The sequence below is a fragment of the Billgrantia antri genome, assembly GCF_019430905.1.
Lineage (GTDB): Bacteria > Pseudomonadota > Gammaproteobacteria > Pseudomonadales > Halomonadaceae > Halomonas > Halomonas antri.
In genome coordinates this window covers 82,795-101,880 of the sequence record NZ_JAHYCA010000004.1, presented here as the reverse complement: position 1 = coordinate 101,880, position 19,086 = coordinate 82,795, and the positions used below count along the sequence as shown (strand labels likewise).

The window sequence follows — 19,086 nt, the reverse complement described above, 5'->3', positions numbered from 1 at the left end:
AGCCTGCCTGAGGCGTCTCAGGCAGGCTGAAGCAGCGCTTCCACCAGGGCTTCGCAGGTCTCGAACCACAGGTCGGCCGGCCACTCTCGGTAGTCGTCTCCTTCCTCGATGTAGCCGTAGCCGACGGCGACGGCGACCATGCCGGCGGCGCGTGCCGCCTGCATGTCGCGCACATGGTCGCCGATATACCAGCACTGCGATGCTGGCACGTCCAGTCGCTCGGCGGCCGCCCATAGCGGCTCCGGAGCCGGCTTGCGCTGGGGCAGGTCGTCGGCGCAGAACAGCGCGCCAGGCGCCAGGCCCAGGGCCTCGACAAGCGGGGCTGCATAGGCGCGGGGCTTGTTGGTGACGATGCCCCAGGGGCGGCTCTCCATTTCCCAGCTTGCCAGCAACTGGTCGAGGTGGGGGAACAGGCAGCTCTCTTCCGCCACAGATCGACCGTAGGCGTCGAGCAGGAACTGGCGCGCCGCGTCATGGTCCCGGTGCGTCTTGTCCAACCCCAGCGCGAGGGCGACCAGAGCGCTGCCGCCGTTGGAAACCTGGGCACGGATCAGCGGGTAGGGCAGTGGCTCGAGACCATGGTGGGCGCGCAGGGCATTGGTGGCTCGAGCCAGATCGGGTGCGGTATCCACCAGGGTACCGTCGAGGTCGAACAGCAGTGCGCGCGGCAAAGGCGTCATGCCGGCTCCCGGCGGCAATGCATCATGTAGTTGACCGAGACATCGCTCGTCGAAAGACGATAACGGCGCGTCATCGGGTTGTAGACCAAGCCGCTCTGCTCGCGCACCGCTAATCCGTGTTCGCGACACCACCCGGCCAGTTCGGAAGGGCGGATGAACTTGCGGTACTCGTGGGTGCCGCGGGGCAGCATCCGCAGCAGGTACTCGGCGCCGACGATGGCCAGGGCGTAAGCCTTGGGGTTGCGGTTGATGGTCGAGAAGAACAGGTGGCCGCCAGGCTTGACCAGTGTCGCACAGGCCTGGATGACCGAACCGGGATCGGGCACGTGCTCGAGCATCTCCAAGCAGGTGACCACATCGAATTCGCCCGGGTGCTCGGCGGCCATCGCTTCGGCACTGGCTTGGCGGTACTCGACCTCGACCCCGCTCTCCCGTGCATGCAGACGCGCCACGCCAAGCGGCGCTTCACCCATGTCAATGCCGGTGACTCGAGCGCCGCGGTGCGCCATGGACTCGGCCAGGATGCCACCGCCGCAGCCCACGTCGAGAACCTTGCGGTCGGCCAGGCCGCAGCGTGCATCGATGAAATCCAGGCGCAGCGGATTGATATCGTGCAGCGGCTTGAACTCGCTGTGCGGGTCCCACCAGCGGCTGGCCAGGGCCTCGAACTTGGCGATCTCGCCCCGGTCGACGTTGTGGTGGAGGGTAGCGCTCATGTGGTCTCTCCGTGTCAATTGGTCCGGCACCCTGGCAACATTCTTTACCTTCGGTATCATGCATATTGTACCCGTTGCTGCCCGGGCTTTCCCATGACGGAATCAAGGACCGGCCCGGGAAGTTCATTCACCGAGCATTCATTCACCAACTGACAAGGAAGGCACCCATGATCCGCAAGGCTGTATTACCCGTGGCCGGATTCGGCACCCGTTGCTTACCGGCTTCTAAGGCGATTCCCAAGGAGATGATCACCATCGTCGACCGTCCCGTGATCCAGTACGTGGTCAATGAGGCGGTAAAGGCCGGTATCCGTGACATCGTGCTGGTGACCCATGCCAGCAAGAGCGCCATCGAGAACCACTTCGACACCCACTACGAGCTCGAAGCCACGCTCGAGGCCAAGAACAAGCAGGAGCTCCTCGACGAGCTGCGCGCTATTGTGCCCGCCGACGTCAACATCATCAGCGTACGTCAGCACGAGCCGCTGGGGTTGGGGCACGCCGTGCTCTGCGCTCGTCCCGTCATTGGCGATGACGAGCCCTTTGCGGTACTGCTGCCCGACGTGCTGGTCGACGACGAGGGGCTGTCGCAAAACGATCTCGCCGGCATGCTCGATGCCTACGAAGCGACAGGACGCTCTCAGCTAATGGTCGAGGAAGTGCCCTGGGAGAACGTTCACAAGTACGGCATCGTGAGCCCCGAGGGAGAGGCGCCAACTGCCGGCAAGGCCTGCCCACTGGCAGGCGTGGTGGAGAAGCCCGCCCGCGAGGAGGCGCCTTCCAACCTTGCCGTGATCGGCCGCTACGCACTGCCGGGAAGCATTTTCCCGCTGTTGGCCGAGACGCCGCCGGGCGCAGGCGACGAGATCCAATTGACCGATGCCATCGAGACCTTGCGCCAGCGTGACGGTGTCGATGCCTGGCGCATGCGCGGCAAGACCTACGACTGCGGTCATCAGCTGGGTTACCTCGAGGCCACCCTGGTCTACGGTCGCCGTCATCCCCGTTTCGGCGAGGGTTTCCGCGAGCTGCTCGCCCGCTATAGCCAGGCGGAGTAAGTCTCATGCGGATACAGATACATGGCAGTGAGCTGGCGGCGGCGACGGCCGCTGCCGCACTCTCCTGGGTGGGCCATCAGGTTCATTGGGTGCCTCATGCCACCATGCGCTGGCCGGCACTTCAGGCGGCCGACTGGCTGCGGCGGGAACCCGACCTGCTCGATCGCCTCGAGGAGGGATTCGAGCAGGGCACCCTGACTCTGGCCAACGGCGCAGACGAGGCCGCGTCACAGGGCATCGACATTCTCTGGCTTGCCCTGTCACCGGAGCAGCGTGAGGAGGCCGATGAGCTGGTAGCCGAGACTGCCGGACGCCAGCAAGGTCCATTGATACTGGTCAACAACTCCACTTTCCCGGTGGGCGAGACCGAGCGGCTGGAAGCACGGCTCGGCGGCAACGGACGGCGGGCGGTGGCGCTCGTGGACATGATCGAGGAGGGGCGCGCCTGGGCCAGCTTCACCCGGCCCGGCCGCTGGCTGTTGGGCTGTGATGACGAGCAGGCCGAGGCCCAGGTGCGTGAAGTGCTACGAGCCTTCAACCGTCGCCGCGACGTGATCCAGCTAATGCCGCGCCGGGCCGCCGAGCTGACCAAGCTGGCCACCATCGGTATGCTCGCCACGCGAATCAGCTACATGAACGAGATCGCGGGGCTGGCCGACAGCCTGGGGGTCGACGTTGAGTACGTGCGCCAGGGGATGGGGGCGGATTCTCGTATCGGCTATGAATATCTCTACCCCGGCTGCGGCTTCGGTGGACCTCACTTCTCTCGTGACCTGATGCGCCTCGCCGACGTGCAGGAAGCCAGCGGGCGCCATTCGGCACTGCTGGAGCAGGTGCTGGACATCAACGAGCAGAAGAAGGAGACGCTGTTCCGCAAGCTCTGGACTCACTTCCACGGCCAGCTCGAAGGGCGCACCCTGGCAATCTGGGGGGCCGCCTTCAAGCCGGGCTCGGCACGCATCGACCATGCTCCGGTGCTCACGCTGCTCGAGGCGCTCTGGGCCCAGGGGGTGCGGGTGCGGCTTCACGATCCGGCAGCAACCCCGGCTTTACGCGCCTCTGTTGGCGATCACCCGCTATTGTCGCTGTTCGATGGCGATCCCTATGCCGCGTGTGACGGGGCCGATGCCCTGATGCTGGTCACCGAGTGGAAGCACTATTGGAACCCGGACTGGCCGCGCCTCGCCAAGTTGTTGCGCGAACGTCTGCTGCTGGACGGGCGCAATATCTATGACCCCAGTCATGTGGCGAGCTGGGGGCTGACCTATCGCGGCATCGGTCGTCGCGCGGATCCCCAAGGGCGGTCGACGAGGCGTTGAGGCAGTGGTGTGCGCGCAGGTGCTTGACCTGCTTACAATAGGCAGGCGCCTGCCGCATCTGCCCACAAGGAGTATGACATGCCCGAAGCGCGTCCCTCCGAGCGACGTCCCATCGTGCCCGATCCGGATTCCAGCCTGACAAGGCCGCGCCGACCCTCAACGCCGCCCCCCCGTTTATGGCCGCTGAAGTTTGCCGTGCTGCTGCTGCTGGCCATGCTGCTTGCGGTATCGTGGCTGGGCTGGCAGGAGCGTGAACGCCTGAATGCCCAGCTGCAACAGGTATCCGCCGAGATGTCCAACGTTCATGCTCGCTTCGACGCTGAGGAGGGGCGTGGCGACCGGCTCGAGACCATCGAGTCGCGGCTCTCCTCCACGGAGGAGCACGCCGAATCGATGGTGGCTCGCATGGCGGGCCTCGAGGTTGAGGTTCAGCAGGTCAGCGAAGGGGAGACTTCCCGGTTCGAGGCGCTCGATGAGCGCGTGGATGAGGTGTCGGCCAGGCTCGAGCGGTTCGCCGAGGAGGCCGAGACCCGGGAAGCGCTGCTTATGGCGGTGCGCACGTCCCTCGACTCGTTGGAACGCGCCGGCGCGGAGGGTCGCGAGGCTCTGGAGGCAAGGATCGAGACAGTGGCTGCAGTCAACGAGCGCCAGACCCGGCGCATCGCCGAGTGGCAGGAACAGCAGGAGGCACTGGCGGAGCGCCAGCAGAGCGTGCGAGCATCACTCGATGAGCGGCTCGCGACCGTGGATGAGCACTTCCAGCAATTGCTCGAGGAGGAGATCGCGGCGCTCGATGAGCGTTGGCAGGCTCGCGAGGTCGCACTGGAGCGGCGTATCGACGATCTGACGGCCGAGCTGGAAGCAGTCGCGCAGCGTGACGACGCCGCTCAGGCCGTTGCAAGCCTGCGCAGCCGCTTGACGTCGATGGAGACCGAGTTGCGCGAGCTGCGCCAGGAGCAGCTGTCACTCAGCGCAGGGCTGGAAGCCCTGCAATAATCTGCCAGGCCCCACTGTGGGCAGGCAGGAGTCAAGTCGGGAAGCCGTGAATATGGGAAGAGGCGTGATCTCACGCATGGGGGCGGCGGCCCTGTGTCTCGGCATGGCGCAAGGAGCGCTGGCACTCGAGGCACGTATCGACGGACTGGAAGGCGATGTCGCCGACAACGTCCGCTACTACCTCGGTGATCTGGAGGCCGCCCAGTACGACCGCCGTCGTCTGGAAGGCGAAGTCGTGCGGCGCACGCGCGAGGCCATGCGCGTCTATGGATACTACGAGCCACGCGTGCGTTCGCGGCTCGATGAGGAGGAGCCGCCGCGTTACGTCAGCCTCTCCATCGAGCCTGGCCCCCAGGTGGTCATCGAAGTGCTCGATATTCGCCTCGAGGGCGAGGCGGCCGACGACGCCCCCTTTCGCGATACCGTGGATGCCTTCCCTTTGGCAGAGGGCGACCCGTTGTTGCATGCGCCGTGGGATCGCATGCGCAGTCGGCTGGCCGGTCTTGCCCTCGAGCGCGGTTACTTCGACTGGTCCTTCACCGATCGGCGCATGGAGGTGCGCCCCTTTGCCGAGAGTGCCAGGCTCTACCTCACCCTCGACAGCGGCCAGCGCTATGCCTTTGGGGACGTCACGATTCGCGGTAGCCATATCGTCAAGGACCGGCTACGCAACCTGGCGCCCTTCGAGCCTGGCCAGCCCTACCGGGCTGGTCAGGTAGCGCTCTACGCCCAGCGACTGGGCCAGACCAACTGGTTCAGCTCGGTCAGTGTGCGCCCCCGGCTCGATGCCCGACGTGAACTGGCCCTGGCGCCTCCGACCCTGGGCTGGTGGAACGTGGTGGAGACCGAGGGCGACGCCGCGCTGCCGCGGGTACCGTCGTCACGTACGGCAATGACGGATAGCCCCCGCCTTTCCGCCCTGGCGCTGGCTGCCGTCTCGCGTCTGCATGTACCGGCGCGACCCAGCATGCCGATCGACGTGGTGCTGGCCCCCGCCGACCGTCACCACTTCGAGACCGGCATCGGCTACGCCACCGATGTCGGGCCGCGACTGCAGTTCGGCTGGAACCAGCCATGGATCAATCGCTACGGGCACAGCCTGGAGCATGATCTTTTCCTCTCCCAGCCGGAGCAGCAATTCAGCGGTACCTACCTCCTGCCACTGGACGATCCACTGCGCGACCAGTATCGCTTCCAGTACGGGCTGCGGCATCGCGACAACGAGGATACGCAATCCAATGAGGCGACCGTCGAGTTGGCACGGCGCTGGGAGTTCGACAACCGCTGGGTGCAGACCCTGTTCATGCGTGCCACTTACGAGGACTTCACCCAGGGTGGAGAGGACGAGAGTGTCTTTCTTTACTACCCGGGGGTGAGCTGGACGCGGACCCGTACTCGTGATCCGCGCTTTCCTACCTGGGGCGACCGTCAGCGCATCACGCTGGAGTATTCCGACACGGCCTGGGGCTCGGACGCTGACTTCCTGCGCATGACCGGCAATACCGAATGGATACGCATGCTGGGAGATGACCTGCGCTTCGTTACCCGGTTGGCCCTGGGAGCCATCGAGACCGATGATTTTTCCCAGATACCGCCTTCGCTACGTTTCTTCACCGGTGGTGACCGCTCGGTACGCGGGTACGGCTACGAGACCCTGGCGCCGCGCAATGAGGAGGGATTGCTGCGCGGCGGCCAGCAAATGCTCGCCGGAAGCCTCGAGGTCCAGCGCCGCGTGACCGGCAACTGGTGGGGGGCGGCCTTCGTCGACAGTGGCGATGCCTTCGATGACTGGTGGCCCGAGCAGCTCAACACCGGCGCCGGCCTGGGCGTGAGATGGATATCTCCCGTCGGGCCGGTGCGTTTCGACATCGCCCACCCCTTCGATGACGAGGAAAACTCGTGGCGACTCCACTTCGCCATCGGCCCGGAATTCTAAGATGCGGTCATTGATCCTTGCCTTTCTGAAGCTGCTGATCGTGCTGCCTGTGCTGGCGATCGGCATCGTGATCCTCGTACTCGGTCTTGCACTGTCCCCCTGGGGCGCTGGCCTCCTGCTCGAGGAGGGGGCCAAGCGCGGCTTCTACCAGCTGGAGAGCGTCGAGGGGGCGCCGTTGGATCGCCTGGTGCTGCACGGATTCCGGATCGAGGCCGGCCCCGCCGAGATCGCCACCGAGAGGTTGGAGCTGGCCTGGGCGGACGACTGTCTGCTGAGCGGTAGGCTGTGCGTGGAGCGACTGACGATGCAGGGCGGTCGCGTGCTGCTGCATGAGCAGGAGGCGCGTGACGAACCGCCATCGGAGCCGGCGTCAAGTGCCCCGATTCGCCTGCCTTTTCCCCTGGAGGTTCGAGAGCTAGTCCTGGATGACACGCAACTGCGGCTGGCCGACGGTACGCGGATCGTCCTGGATGAGATGAGCACGGCAGCCCGGGCCGAGGAGTCCCGGCTGCGGCTGGAAACGTCCCACGCCGAGGGCCTTCGCGTTACGTTGCCGGCCGGTGGAGAAGACGACACTATCGCGGCAGAGGGGCCGGAAGAGACGCTCTCACGCCCCGCGCTCGAGGCGCTGGACGAGGTTCCGCAGGAGATCGCGCCGTCCGCGTTTCGCTTCCCCCTCGATATTTCGGCGCCCGAACTCGAAGTGCAGGACGTCGAGCTGAAACTGGCGGACGGTACACGTATCACCTGGGATGTCTTGCATACCGGCATCGAGGCCGAGGGTGATCGGCTGCAGCTGCTGCCGACACGCCTCCAGCAGTTGCGGGTCGACATTCCATCGTCCGGTGCCGCCAGGTTGGCTCTGGACCCGATGCAGGGCGGCGATGTGTTGAGCGAACAGGCCCTGGCGGCAGCCGAGGCGGTGCAGGCACCGACCGGCGACTCGGGGGAACCCGGCGTACCGTTCGACGAGCGCGAGCGTCTGGCATTGCCTGAGGTCGAGCTGCCCCTGGCGATTTCCGCGCCGCGTATCCACCTCGATGGAATCGAAGTGAGCGGGCCGCTCGACTACGAAATACGCACTCTTGATCTCGCCTTTGAGGCACGTGGCCATGAGGTCGAGATCGTGACGCTGGACGTGGACAGCCGCGACATCGAGGCGAGCCTCTCCGCTCGCGTGATACTGCGCGGCGATTACCCGCTCGAAGCCCAGCTCGAGGCGGCGCTGTGGCTGCCGGAATTGATGCCTGAGCTGTCCGGTCAGCGACTCGACCTGAGGCTCAACGGAAGCTTGGCCGAGCTGAATGCCGAACTCACCGCACGCGGGCCGGTCGACGCCAACCTTACTGCCCGAGCCGACGTGCTGGCCCCCAGCCTACCCTTCGAAGCTTCCTTGCAGAGTGAGCTCCTGCAATGGCCGTTACCCATGGCGACGGCACATGCCGATCAAGAGGAAACGGTGGCAGAGCCTTATGTCGTCGAGGATCTCGACCTGCGTCTGTCCGGCAGCCTGGTGAATTACAGCGCGGCCCTGTCGATGCGCCTGGAAGGGCCTGATATCCCCCTGACTCAGGTGGCCTTGTCGGGCAGCGGCGACTTCGAGCACTTCGCCTGGACGCCGTTGTCAGTGAGTCTCGGGGATGCCTCGGTGGTCAGCCGGGGAAGGGTCGAGTGGCTTGATGGGCTCGACGTCGAGGCGACGGCACGCCTCGACAATGTCGATCCCGGTCAGTTCACCGATGCCACGGAAGGGCGACTGAGCGGCAATATCGACGTCGCCTTCCGCCAGACGCCCGGTGGCTGGCAGCTACGTGTGCCACGCCTGTCCGTCGATGGAGAACTGCAAGACCTGCCGCTTTCGCTGCGCGCGCGCCTGGCCGGGAACAGCGACATGCAGTGGCAGGTAGAGGAGTTCGATTTTCGCCAGGGGGAAAACCGCATCACCGCAAGTGGCGCCATTTCCGAGCAGCGCATGGACCTGAGTGGCGACATCTCGCTGACCGAGCTGGGCAGTCTGCACGATGAGTTGGGTGGCAGCCTGACAGGGCGTTTCCGCACCGGTGGCTCTCCCGAGAGGCCGCGCCTGGAACTCGACCTGGAAGGCCGCGAACTCGCTTTCGCCGACAATCGGGCCGAGACGCTGGCGCTATCGGGTAGCATACAGGGGCTCGACGATCCCGAGCTCGACCTGAGGTTGGATATCCAGCGTCTCGATGCGGGGGGACAGCGCTTGACCGAGGTGGGTCTCGACCTGAGCGGTCGACTGTCATCGCACCGGGCAAACCTGACGGCGCTGGCCGGTCGCGACATGCCGCTTTCGCGGGCGGAGCTGACTCTCGAGGGCGGCTTGTCCACCGAACGCCAGCGCTACGAAGGCCGCATCGCTCCGCTGGAGGTCGATACGCAGTATGGCGACATGCGGCTCGACGAAGCGATCCGATTCACTGCCGACCTGGCCGACGGACGGGCCCAGGTGCAGCCATTCTGCCTGCGTCGCGAGCAGGGCGGTCGAATCTGCCTGGAGGAGAGCTTGCAGGCAAGTGCCGACCAGGGACAACTGGCCCTGACGGTGCGTGATCTGCCCATGGAAATGCTCGACGAATGGCTACCCGAGGATTGGCGTGCCGGTGGTTCGAGCGAGCTGGATCTCCGCGCGCAGTGGCGCCAGGGCGGGCAGCAGTGGAACCTCGAAGCAGATCTTGTCGGCGAGCTGGATCTGGAAGGGGTGGATATCTACGGACAGCCCTGGTCGATGCCCGATACGCGACTCGACGTGACGCTGGATGCCAGCCAGGCACGAACGGCGCTCAATCTCGACCTGACGCTCGGCGATGCCGGTCGACTCGACCTGGATATCGGCCTCGACGACCCGCTGGGCAGCGGCGAGCTGGATGGCACCTTGGTGCTCGACGGGCTCGACCTGTCGCGTTATCGCACCCTGGCGCAGGGGCTCGATACGCTGGAGGGTGACGTCAGCGGGAGAGTCGAAATATCGGGGAGTCGCGACAATCCGAGCCTGGACGGGGCGCTCGAACTCACCGGGTTGCAGGCCTCTGGCCTCGACGTGCCGCTGATCGTCGAGGATGGGCGCATCCGCATCGAGTTCGACGGCGACAGCGCACGTCTCATGGGATATGTCGATGCCGATGAGGGGCGCCTGGTAATCGATGGTAGCGCCAGTTGGCCATCTCTCGACGAGTGGCGGATCGCCGTAGACCTGAACGGCACCCGGCGCCCATTGCTGGTAAACCTGCCTCAGTTCGGCCGCTTGCGGATCGCCCCGGACATCACCGTACGCATCGATCCTCAATCGCTCCGAGTGCGCGGCGACGTCCAGGTGCCCTGGGCGCGGCTGGAGATCGGCGAAGCCCCGCCGGCGGCCGTCAGCCCCAGCCCTGACGAGATCATCATCACCCGCCGCGACGAGGCTCGTGCCCAGCGAAGTGGCGAACTGACACCGGCGGCGGGTGACGACGAGGCGGCTGCCGTTGCCTTGCGTGAAGCGGGCATGCAGCTTGACGTGCGCCTCGAGCTGCACCTGGGGCCGGACATGCAGCTCGCCGCATCGGGACTCGAGACGGAGTTGGCCGGGACTCTGCAGGTGCGCCAGCAGGACGGTCCGGTGCAGTTGTTCGGCGAGGTCAATCTGGTCGACGGTCGTTTCCGTGCTTTTGGCCAGGACCTGCTGATCCGCCAAGGCCAGCTGTTGTTCAGTGGCGCCCCCGAGCAGCCGTTGCTCGACTTCGAGGCGATTCGCAATCCCGATGTCACCGAGGATGGCGTCATCGCCGGCCTGCGCGTGACCGGCTTTGCCGCCGAGCCGACCCTGACGATCTTCTCCGAACCGGCGATGGACGAAGCGCGGGCGCTCTCCTACCTGCTGCGCGGGCGTGCACCGCGAGACGGCGATGCCGATGGTGCGCTGACCTCGGCACTGGTCGGACTCACCCTGGGCCGTACCGGGGGCGCCGTGGGGGCGATCGGGCAAGCGTTCGGTATCGACGACCTGGCACTGGAAACCACCGGGGTCGGCGACGAGAGCCAGGTGGTGGTCAGCGGCTACCTGACAGAGGACCTGCGCGTCAGCTATGGTGTCGGTATCTTCTCGCCGATCGCCGAACTGACGCTGCGCTACACCTTGTGGCGTAACCTGTATGTCCAGGCCGTCTCGGGCGCCGCTCAGGCCGTGGACCTGATGTATATCTTCACCCGGCCGGGCAAGTCGCCCAAGATCGACGAGTCGCCATGATCGGCCGCCCGGGCACTCTCGTCGGGTGGCGATCCGGACCCGTTCAAGGAGATTCGTCATGACCGCCGAGCCTTCCCACGCCCTGCCGGGGCGAGACACGCCGACGCGTGTCTCGGGCGTGCACGCCGTCAACGGCCGCTCGATGCTGCCACCGTTTCCCGAGGGCTACGAGACGATCGTCTTCGGTCTCGGCTGCTTCTGGGGCGCCGAGCGCCTGTTCTGGCAGTTGCCCGGCGTGCATGTCACGGCGGTGGGCTATGCCGGCGGCGTGACACCCAACCCCACCTACGAGGAGACCTGCAGCGGGCGTACCGGCCACGCTGAAGTGGTCAGGGTGGTCTTCGATCCTCGCCAGGTGGATGTCGAGACCTTGCTCAGGGTGTTCTGGGAGGCTCATGATCCGACCCAGGGCATGCGCCAGGGCAACGATATCGGCACTCAGTACCGTTCGGCGATCTATGCCACTAGCGAGGCACAGCTCGCCGCCGCGCAGCGCAGCCGCGACATTTACCAGCACTCGCTGGACCATGCCGGGCGTGGTCGTATCACCACGGAGTTGGCGCCGCTCGATGCCTTCTACCTGGCAGAGGAGTACCACCAGCAGTACCTGCACAAGAATCCGAACGGCTACTGTGGCTTGCGTGGCACCGGGGTCAGTTGTCTGATCGGCTGAGGTGGCGATCCATCGCCGACTGCCAGGCAGCACCGGTACCGGTCCAACAGGCGAGTTCATGGGCCAGCCGCTGTGCCAGCCAGGGGCGAAGGCGCTGGCCACATCGCTCGACGAACCCGACATGCCCGCCATGGCGGGCGATCTCCAGGCGCACCGCGTCGGTTGGCTTGGGGAGCCGTTCAAAAAGGCCGGCGGGCATGAAAGGATCGTCGTCGGCATGCAGGATCAGGGTGGGGAGTGCGACGTTGCCGAGCAGGCGTCCGGCGGAAGCGCGATGGTAGTAATCGGCGGCATCACGGAAGCCATGCAGGGGCGCGGTGACGGCATCGTCATAGCCGCGCAGGCTATCGATCCGCGCCAGCTCGCGACTCTCCAGCGACAGAGGTAGCTCGCCACGTGCCAGACGCGGTGCGACTTTCCGCTTCAGCGCGTTGAGCAGATGACGCTCGTAGACCCGCGAAAACCCTTGATGCAGTCTTTCAGCGCTGGCGGCGAGGTCGAGCGGGGCACTGACGATGATGGCACCGGCCAGGTCGAGGCCGTCGCCGCCCTGCTCGGCCACGAGCTTGAGCAGCATATTGCCACCCAGCGAGACGCCGGCAGCCACTTTCAAGGCCTTGGGGTAGCGCCGCGACAGTTCGCTTATCAGCCAGTAGGCATCGGCAGTATCGCCGCTATGGTAGGCGCGCGGCAGTCGATTGGGCTGGTTGCCGCAGCCGCGAAAATGCATCAACAGTGAACGCCAGCCCATGCCGCTGGCCGTTGCCAGCAGCCAGCGGGCGTAGGGCGACTGGAACGAGCCTTCAAGACCATGGAACAACACGAAGAGTGGCGCCTGCGGACTTGCTGGGGCGGGCAGGATCCAGTTGAGTTCCACGAAGTCGCCGTCGGGCAGCTCGAGATCCTCTTGGGTACGTGTCAGCCGTGGCCGAGGCAATAGGCGAGGCAGGAGGGTTTGCACGTGCGGATTGGCCAATCCGCGCGGGGGGACGAAACCGGTCTGCTGCCACCGTGTACGCATGGGATCACTCGATGTCGACGGTCAGGTTCCTGCCAGCATCGGCCGTGACGATCACGTTGTCTTCGATGCGAATGCCGCCATGGGGGGCCAACCGCTCGATCATGGGCCAGTTCAGGTGCCTCGCCGTGGGACCTGACTTGAGCGGTTCGAGCAGCATGGGAATGACATATAGCCCCGGTTCTATGGTGACCGCCATTCCCGCTTCCAGTTCCCGTGTCAGTCGCAGGGCAGGGTGGTCGGCCGGTGGTGGCAGGGGGGAGCCATCGTGCGCCGTGCGTCCGGCCACGTCGTGAACCTGAATACCGAGCAGATGGCCGAGCCCATGAGGGCAGAAGGCACGCGTGATACCGCTTTCGATGGCAGTATCCGAGGAGCCCCGGACCAGTTCGCTCTTCGCTAGTAGCTCGCCGAGCAGGCGGTGCATTCGCTCGTGCAGCTCGACGAAAGCGACGCCGGGAGCCACCTCTGAAACCAGGCGTTGCTTGATCTCGTGCATGCCTGCGATCAGGTCGGCGAAGAGCGGGTCGGCTTCGGCCCCCGGCCAGGTACGGGTGATATCGGCGCAATAGCCGCGATAGCGGTGGCCCGCATCCACCAGCAGGCTGTAGCGCTTGCGGGGCGCTTGAGTGTCGTAATGCTGATAGTGCAGCACTGCGGCATGGCAGCCGATACCGACGATGTTGTCATAGGGAAGTTCGCCTTCGCGCTGACGCGAGGCCTGGAGGTAGGAGAGGTGTATATCGAGTTCGCTGCCGCCAGCCAGGAAGGCGTTCCGCGCGGCACTATGACCAAGAACGGACCTGCGATTGGCCTCGCTCAGGCAGGCGATCTCGTAGTCGGACTTGCGTACACGGCCTTCGTCCAGCGCGGTGAGCAGGGTGGCTGGATTGAGTTCCGCACCGAGTGCGGCAGAAGTCGCGGCGGATACATCGCCGATCACGGCAAGGCGGCCGCCGGTGGCAATGGGGGGCGCCTCGTCGTAGCGGCCGACAACCACCTCGAGCCTTGCGGTCCAGGCTTCATCGGGGAGCTGCGCCGGCAGATGCCAGAAATCGTCGGGGGCATGCAGATAACAGACGGGGCGCCGGCCGGGCTGCACCAGCAGCCAGCTATGCGTCAGTTGGGACTGCCCCGTCCAGTGCTGGAAGTGGCCATAGCTGCAGAAGCTGGCGTCCTGATCATCGCCGAAGTGGCGAGTCGGTCGACCGCTGTAGATCAATAGCCGGTCGTAGCCCTGGGCAGTGAGCACTTCGGCGTAGCGATTCTCGAGCGCATCGAAGTGATGCACCTGCAGGGCATCAAGGTCAGGGGTCATGATTCACTCCGGTTCGGAAAGTCAGGCGGTTACGCCTGGCGAAAGGTTCTCCCAGAAGGCGGCCACCGCCGAGTGCCTGCTCTCGGCACGGCGGTAGAGGCGGATCTCCAGCGGGATCTGCCAGCGTTCACCACCGGCCGCGACCAGCGAGCCAGCGGCGAGCGCCTCGCGCACACTGCGCCCGGGTAGCCAGCCCAGGCCATAGCCCAGGCTGACCAGTTCGCGAATATTGTTGCTCTGAATGCTCTCGTTGAGAATGCTGAAATCCGGCGTCTCGCCGAGCTGGGCGAGGTGGCTGCGAATCATGGCATCGAACAAGCCGCGCGGGTGATAGGCGATCAGCGGCAGCCGGGCGCCATCGTCCAGTGCGAAGCGCGGCCGTCCATCCGTTTGGGGCAGCGAGACGGGAACCAGGCGCTCCTCGCCGAGCCGATGGAAGACGAACCCTTCCGTGTCGGGCTCGATGCCACAGGGCGTCTGCGGCCAGTAGCACAGCACCAGGTCGCATTCTTCACGCAACAATGCACGAAAGTAGTCATCGACCAACCAGCTGGTGGCGCGCAGGTAGGGCGTCAACGGCGGCGGTACCGGCCACTGGTCGAGCCACTCCGGCATGAAGTGGGCGAGCAGGCTCTGCGGCGCGGCCAGACGAATACGCCCGGCCTGCTGTTCAGCGAGCTGAATCAAGCGCCGACGGCTCTCTGCGACCCGCTGGGTGATATCGTGGCAAAGCCCCAGAAACTCTTCGCCGGCAGGTGTCAGCGACAGCGGCAGCGTCTGGCGGTTGATCAGGGTCGTGCCCATCTCCTCCTCGAGCAGTTTGATGCGTCGCGAGAAGGTCGGCTGGGTGACGTTCTGCTGCTCGGCGGCACGCGAAAAGTGGCGCGTGCGGGCCAGGGCGATGAAGTCTTCCAGCCAGCGTAGTTCCATGTTGTCTCCCGAGACAGGACGAGTAGCACACTCACAGTGTAGCCAGAGGCATCATCGCAGCGTCTCAGACGAGACGTCCCTCTTCGATGGCGTGGCAGGCGACGCGCCCGCCGCCATCGCGAGCGATCAGCGCCGGCACCTCCTCGCGGCAGCGCGCGTTGGCATGCGGGCAGCGGCCGTGGAAGACGCACCCGGAAGGCAGGTTGACCGGCGTGGGCACTTCCCCTTCGAGACGGATGTGCTGGGGGCGGTCATCCTCGAGCCGCGGAATCGCCGAAAGTAGCGCGCGGGTATAGGGATGACGTGGTGTGGCGAACAGCGTGGCCGTGGGCGCCACCTCGCATACTCGCCCCAGGTACATCACCGCCACACGGGTACCGAAGTGCTCCACCACGGCAAGATCATGGGTGATGAACAGATAGGTCAGATTGCGTTGCTGCTGGGCGTCCATCAACAGGTTGAGTACCTGAGCCTGGATTGAGACATCGAGCGCCGAGATCGGCTCGTCGGCGACGATGAATTCCGGGTCCACGGCCAGCGCGCGGGCGATGGCGATGCGTTGTCGCTGGCCGCCGGAAAACTCATGACCGTAGCGAGCACCCCAGTCAGGCGCGATGCCTACCGAATGCATCACCTCGGCGACCTTATCCGCCACCTGCTGGCGATTCCAGTCGGGATGGTGCAGACGGATCGGTTCCTCCAGGGTCTGCTGGATGGTCATGCGCGGGTTGAGCGACGCATAGGGGTTCTGAAAAATCATCTGCATGCGTCGGCGGTAAGGCATCAACGCCTTGGTCGACAGGTCGTCGATGCGCTTACCGTCGTAGCGGATCTCGCCACCGGAAGGGTGAATCAGCCCCATTACGATGCGCGCCACGGTGGACTTGCCACACCCGGATTCGCCGACCACGCACAGCGCTTCGCCGCGCTGGATATCCAGGTCGATGCCGTTGATGGCGTGCACGTATTTCTGCTCGCGCACCAGCTTGCCGCCCTTGAACTTGAGCTGCTCGAGGAAGTCGCCGGAAAGCGAGAAGCGTTTCTCGAGGCCGCGGATCTGCAGCAGCGATCGATCGGCGTCGGTGGCCGGCGTCTCGTGGGAGGGTGCGATTGCTGTCGCCGTCATCGGGTAGTCTCCTCGGCCGGTATGCGTTCGCGTTCGATCATCTCGGCAACCATGTGGCAGGCCGCTTGGCAGTTGCCGGAGGTGACGAACTCGGGGACTCGGGAACGGCAGGCGGGACGCTCGCTGCCGTCGGGACGCTGGGTGAAGGCGCAGCGTGGATGGAAGGCGCAGCCGCTCGGCAGGTTGTCGAGCGAGGGCATGCTGCCGGGAATCTGGTTGAGTCGCTCGCCCGGCGTGGCCATTTGCGGCAGTGCGTTCATCAGCCCTTGAGTGTAGGGATGTTGGGGGTCGTTGATGATCTCGCGGGTAGGACCCTGCTCGATCACCCGGCCGGCATACATCACCAGCATGCGCTGGGTCACCTGGCTGACGACGCCCAGGTCGTGCGTGATCAGAATCAAGCCGACATTGTGCTTCTCGCACAGCTCCAGCAGAAGCGCCATGATCTCGGCCTGGATGGTGACGTCTAGTGCCGTGGTGGGCTCGTCGGCGATGATGATGTCAGGATCGAGGAGCAAGGCGATGGCGATGATGACCCGTTGCCGCATGCCGCCGGAGAGTTCGTGGGGGTACTGTTCCAGGCGTGCCTCGGGCGAGGGGATCTGTACCTGTTCGAGCTTGCGCAGGGCGATGGCTCTGGCTTCGCGCCGGGCGATGCGGCGATGCGCCTTGAGGCACTCGATCATCTGCTCGCCGATGGTGAGCACCGGATTGAGCGTCATCATCGGATCCTGAAAGATCATCGAGATGCGATGTCCACGGATCCGGCGCAGCGCACGATCGCTGAGTCCGGTGAGTTCCTGACCGTCGAAGCGAATGCTGCCGCCGGCGATGTAGCCGGGCTTGGAAATCAGGTTGAGCAGACTGAACGCCGCCACCGACTTGCCGGCGCCGGATTCGCCCACGATGCCGAGCCGCTCGCCGCGATCGAGGCTGAAGCAGACGTCGCGCAGCGCCTGGACGTCGCCGCGGCGCAGGGCGAAGCGCACGTCGAGGTTGTTGACTTCGAGAAGTGACATGGGAGTCTCCAGAATCCGTCGTCAGCCCTTGTACAGGCGCGGGTTGAGCACATCGCGCAGCCAGTCGCCGAGCAGGTTGATCACCAGTACGAGCAGCACCAGCACTGCCCCGGGCATCAGCGTGATCCACCAGGAGCCCGATTGCAGGTAGTCGAAGCCCGACTTGATCAGTGAGCCCAGAGATGGATGGGTCTCGGGCATACCCAGCCCCAGGAAAGAGAGCGCCGCCTCGGAGATGATGGCGTTGGCCACCTGCACCGTGGAGATGACGAAGATCGGCGACAGCGTATTGGGCAGGATATGGCGAAACATGATGCGCCGGCTGGAGAGGCCCATGGTGCGGGCAGCGTCGACGTACTCCTTGCCCTTCTCGGCGAGCACCGAAGCGCGAACGGTGCGGGCGTACTGCGGCCACTCGGCAAGACCGATGATAAGCACCAGCAGCGGCACGGCGTAGGCGCTGAAGGTGGCGCCGCCGAAGATTGCCTTCACCAGGGCGCCCACCACGATGGCCACCATCAGAGTGGAAAAGGAAAGCTGGATGTCGGCCAGGCGCATCAGGAAGGCGTCGATACGTCCGCCCAGGTAGCCGGCCAGCAGTCCGAAGCAGACCCCCAGGATCGCCTGCAGGGCCACTGCGCCAAAGCCGATGATCAGCGACACCCGCGCACCGTAGAGGATGGTGGAGAGCATGTCGCGGCCTTGGGCATCGGTGCCGAGAACGTAGGCGTCCTCGCTGCCGGAGATCCAGAAGGGCGGCAGTTCCGAGGCGAGAATGTCGATCTGCGCGAGATCATGAGGGTTCATCGGCGCCAGCCATGGCGCCAGCACGGCGGCCGCGACCATCATCACGAAGACCAGCAGGCTGACCTGGGCGATCAGGTCGCGCTTGAAGCTGTAAAGGAGGTATGAATCGCGAAAGCGCTCCCAGCGGCTCGCTGCGGGAGGGCTCCCGATGGAAGAGGTCGTGGTGCTCATGCGGGTTTCCCTGTCAGCTTGACGGTGGGGTTGACCAGGCCATAGATCAGATCGACCAGGGTGTTGGTGATCACGAAGATCAGCCCCACGATCATCAGATAGGTGATGATCAGCGGTATATCGGAGCGGTTGATGGCGTTGAGGAACATCAGGCCCATTCCCGGCCATTGAAAGACCGTCTCGGTAAGGATGGTATAGGCCACCAGGGTGCCGATCTGCACCCCGCCCACGGTAATGACCGGCAGCATGGTGTTCTTGAGCGCGTGCAGAAAATAGATGCGCCGCAGGCGGATGCCCTTGGCGCGGGCGAACTTCACGTATTCCGACTGCAGTACCTCAAGCATCTCGGCGCGGATCAGACGGATGAACAGCGGCAGCATGATCGAGGCCAGCGAGATGGCCGGCAGAACCAGATAGGTCAGTCCCTTCAGCGTGGCGAAGTTCGTGTACCAGGTGCCGAAGACGTGCACCGGATCGCCACGGCCATAGGCCGGCATGCCGCCCTCCGTGCTGACCAGATCGTTGAGCCAACTGCCCCAGGCGGTATCGGCGGGGAAGGGGGTCCAGGTCACGCCGATGGCGAACAGCTGAATCAGCACGATTGCCGTGAGAAATACCGGAATCGAGATGCCGACGATGGAGACGCCCATGAAGAAGCGTGACAGCCAGGCCCGCGGCATGATGGCGCTATACACGCCGATGGGCACCGACAGCACGATGATCAGGAAGGTGGACGCCGCCACCAGTTCCAGTGTGGCCGGCAGGTGGCGAAGAATCACCTCGGTGGTCGGCTGGTTGAAGATATAGGAGTAGCCGAAATCGAGCTGGGCGGCATTGCCGGCGAAGCGCAGGTACTGGACCAGGAAAGGGTCGTTGAGCCCAAGCCGCTCGCGCAGCTCCTCGCGCTCGCTTTCGGGCACCGACTGACCGACCATCTGCTGGATGGGGTCGCCGAGATTCTCCTGGATGGCGAAGGCGATCACGCTGATGACGAACATCACCAGCAGCGCATGAAAGAGGCGCTTTACCAAAAAGGCGATCATGGAGGCGTCCTGTGGGCAACGCGGGGT

The 19,086-nt window shown here is 65.1% G+C and carries 15 protein-coding genes; 6 read left to right on the top strand and 9 right to left on the bottom strand.

Going from position 1 to position 19,086, the window contains the following annotated elements:
* Positions 1-17 precede the first annotated feature (17 nt).
* Positions 18-680: an HAD-IA family hydrolase gene (locus KPL81_RS11960; RefSeq protein WP_219792377.1), complete on the bottom strand. Its 663-nt coding sequence runs from the start codon at positions 678-680 to the stop codon at positions 18-20.
* A complete protein-coding gene (gene ubiG, locus KPL81_RS11955; RefSeq protein ID WP_219792375.1) occupies positions 677-1,396 on the bottom strand; it encodes a bifunctional 2-polyprenyl-6-hydroxyphenol methylase/3-demethylubiquinol 3-O-methyltransferase UbiG in 720 nt (239 codons plus the stop codon). Before ubiG ends, KPL81_RS11960 begins: the two co-directional genes overlap by 4 nt.
* A gap of 167 nt (positions 1,397-1,563) precedes the next feature.
* Here ubiG and galU point away from each other — a divergent pair, with 167 nt between their 5' ends.
* The 6 genes from galU to msrA all read left to right on the top strand — a co-directional run bounded on the left by galU (position 1,564) and on the right by msrA (position 11,627).
* On the top strand, positions 1,564-2,454 hold the full coding sequence (gene galU / locus KPL81_RS11950) for a UTP--glucose-1-phosphate uridylyltransferase GalU (RefSeq protein WP_209478295.1): 891 nt from the start codon (positions 1,564-1,566) through the stop codon (positions 2,452-2,454).
* A 5-nt stretch (positions 2,455-2,459) separates the two neighbouring features.
* Positions 2,460-3,773, top strand: a complete 1,314-nt coding sequence (locus KPL81_RS11945; protein WP_219792373.1) for a UDP binding domain-containing protein — start codon at positions 2,460-2,462, stop codon at positions 3,771-3,773.
* 78 nt (positions 3,774-3,851) lie between these two features.
* A complete protein-coding gene (locus KPL81_RS11940) occupies positions 3,852-4,769 on the top strand; it encodes a coiled-coil domain-containing protein (protein ID WP_219792371.1) in 918 nt (305 codons plus the stop codon).
* Positions 4,770-4,821: 52 nt separating this feature from the next.
* Complete coding sequence (tamA, locus tag KPL81_RS11935; protein WP_422674130.1) at positions 4,822-6,705, top strand: autotransporter assembly complex protein TamA; 1,884 nt, start codon at positions 4,822-4,824, stop codon at positions 6,703-6,705.
* A gap of 1 nt (position 6,706) precedes the next feature.
* Positions 6,707-10,954, top strand: coding sequence for an autotransporter assembly complex protein TamB (gene tamB / locus KPL81_RS11930; protein ID WP_219792369.1), 4,248 nt, complete (start codon positions 6,707-6,709; stop codon positions 10,952-10,954).
* Between the two features lie 58 nt (positions 10,955-11,012).
* Positions 11,013-11,627 (top strand): peptide-methionine (S)-S-oxide reductase MsrA, encoded by a 615-nt coding sequence (gene msrA, locus KPL81_RS11925; protein WP_219792367.1) that lies wholly within the window; start codon positions 11,013-11,015, stop codon positions 11,625-11,627.
* On the opposite strand, the gene KPL81_RS11920 is transcribed toward msrA, so the two are convergent.
* From KPL81_RS11920 to KPL81_RS11890, 7 genes are all read right to left on the bottom strand, one after another.
* Positions 11,608-12,648, bottom strand: a complete 1,041-nt coding sequence (locus tag KPL81_RS11920) for a hydrolase (protein ID WP_219792365.1) — start codon at positions 12,646-12,648, stop codon at positions 11,608-11,610. The two genes, msrA and KPL81_RS11920, sit on opposite strands and share 20 nt — an antisense overlap.
* Positions 12,649-12,652: 4 nt before the next feature.
* On the bottom strand, positions 12,653-13,963 hold the full coding sequence (gene pepQ / locus KPL81_RS11915) for a Xaa-Pro dipeptidase (RefSeq protein WP_219792363.1): 1,311 nt from the start codon (positions 13,961-13,963) through the stop codon (positions 12,653-12,655).
* 21 nt (positions 13,964-13,984) lie between these two features.
* A complete protein-coding gene (locus KPL81_RS11910) occupies positions 13,985-14,893 on the bottom strand; it encodes a LysR family transcriptional regulator (protein ID WP_219792361.1) in 909 nt (302 codons plus the stop codon).
* Positions 14,894-14,957: 64 nt separating this feature from the next.
* Positions 14,958-16,019: an ABC transporter ATP-binding protein gene (locus tag KPL81_RS11905; RefSeq protein ID WP_219792359.1), complete on the bottom strand. Its 1,062-nt coding sequence runs from the start codon at positions 16,017-16,019 to the stop codon at positions 14,958-14,960.
* Positions 16,016-17,038, bottom strand: a complete 1,023-nt coding sequence (locus tag KPL81_RS11900) for an ABC transporter ATP-binding protein (protein WP_219792357.1) — start codon at positions 17,036-17,038, stop codon at positions 16,016-16,018. The genes KPL81_RS11905 and KPL81_RS11900 overlap by 4 nt, the downstream gene beginning before the upstream one ends.
* 21 nt (positions 17,039-17,059) lie before the next feature.
* Positions 17,060-18,016 (bottom strand): ABC transporter permease, encoded by a 957-nt coding sequence (locus KPL81_RS11895; protein ID WP_219792355.1) that lies wholly within the window; start codon positions 18,014-18,016, stop codon positions 17,060-17,062.
* Positions 18,013-19,059, bottom strand: coding sequence for an ABC transporter permease (locus KPL81_RS11890; protein ID WP_209478317.1), 1,047 nt, complete (start codon positions 19,057-19,059; stop codon positions 18,013-18,015). Before KPL81_RS11890 ends, KPL81_RS11895 begins: the two co-directional genes overlap by 4 nt.
* Positions 19,060-19,086 lie beyond the last annotated feature (27 nt).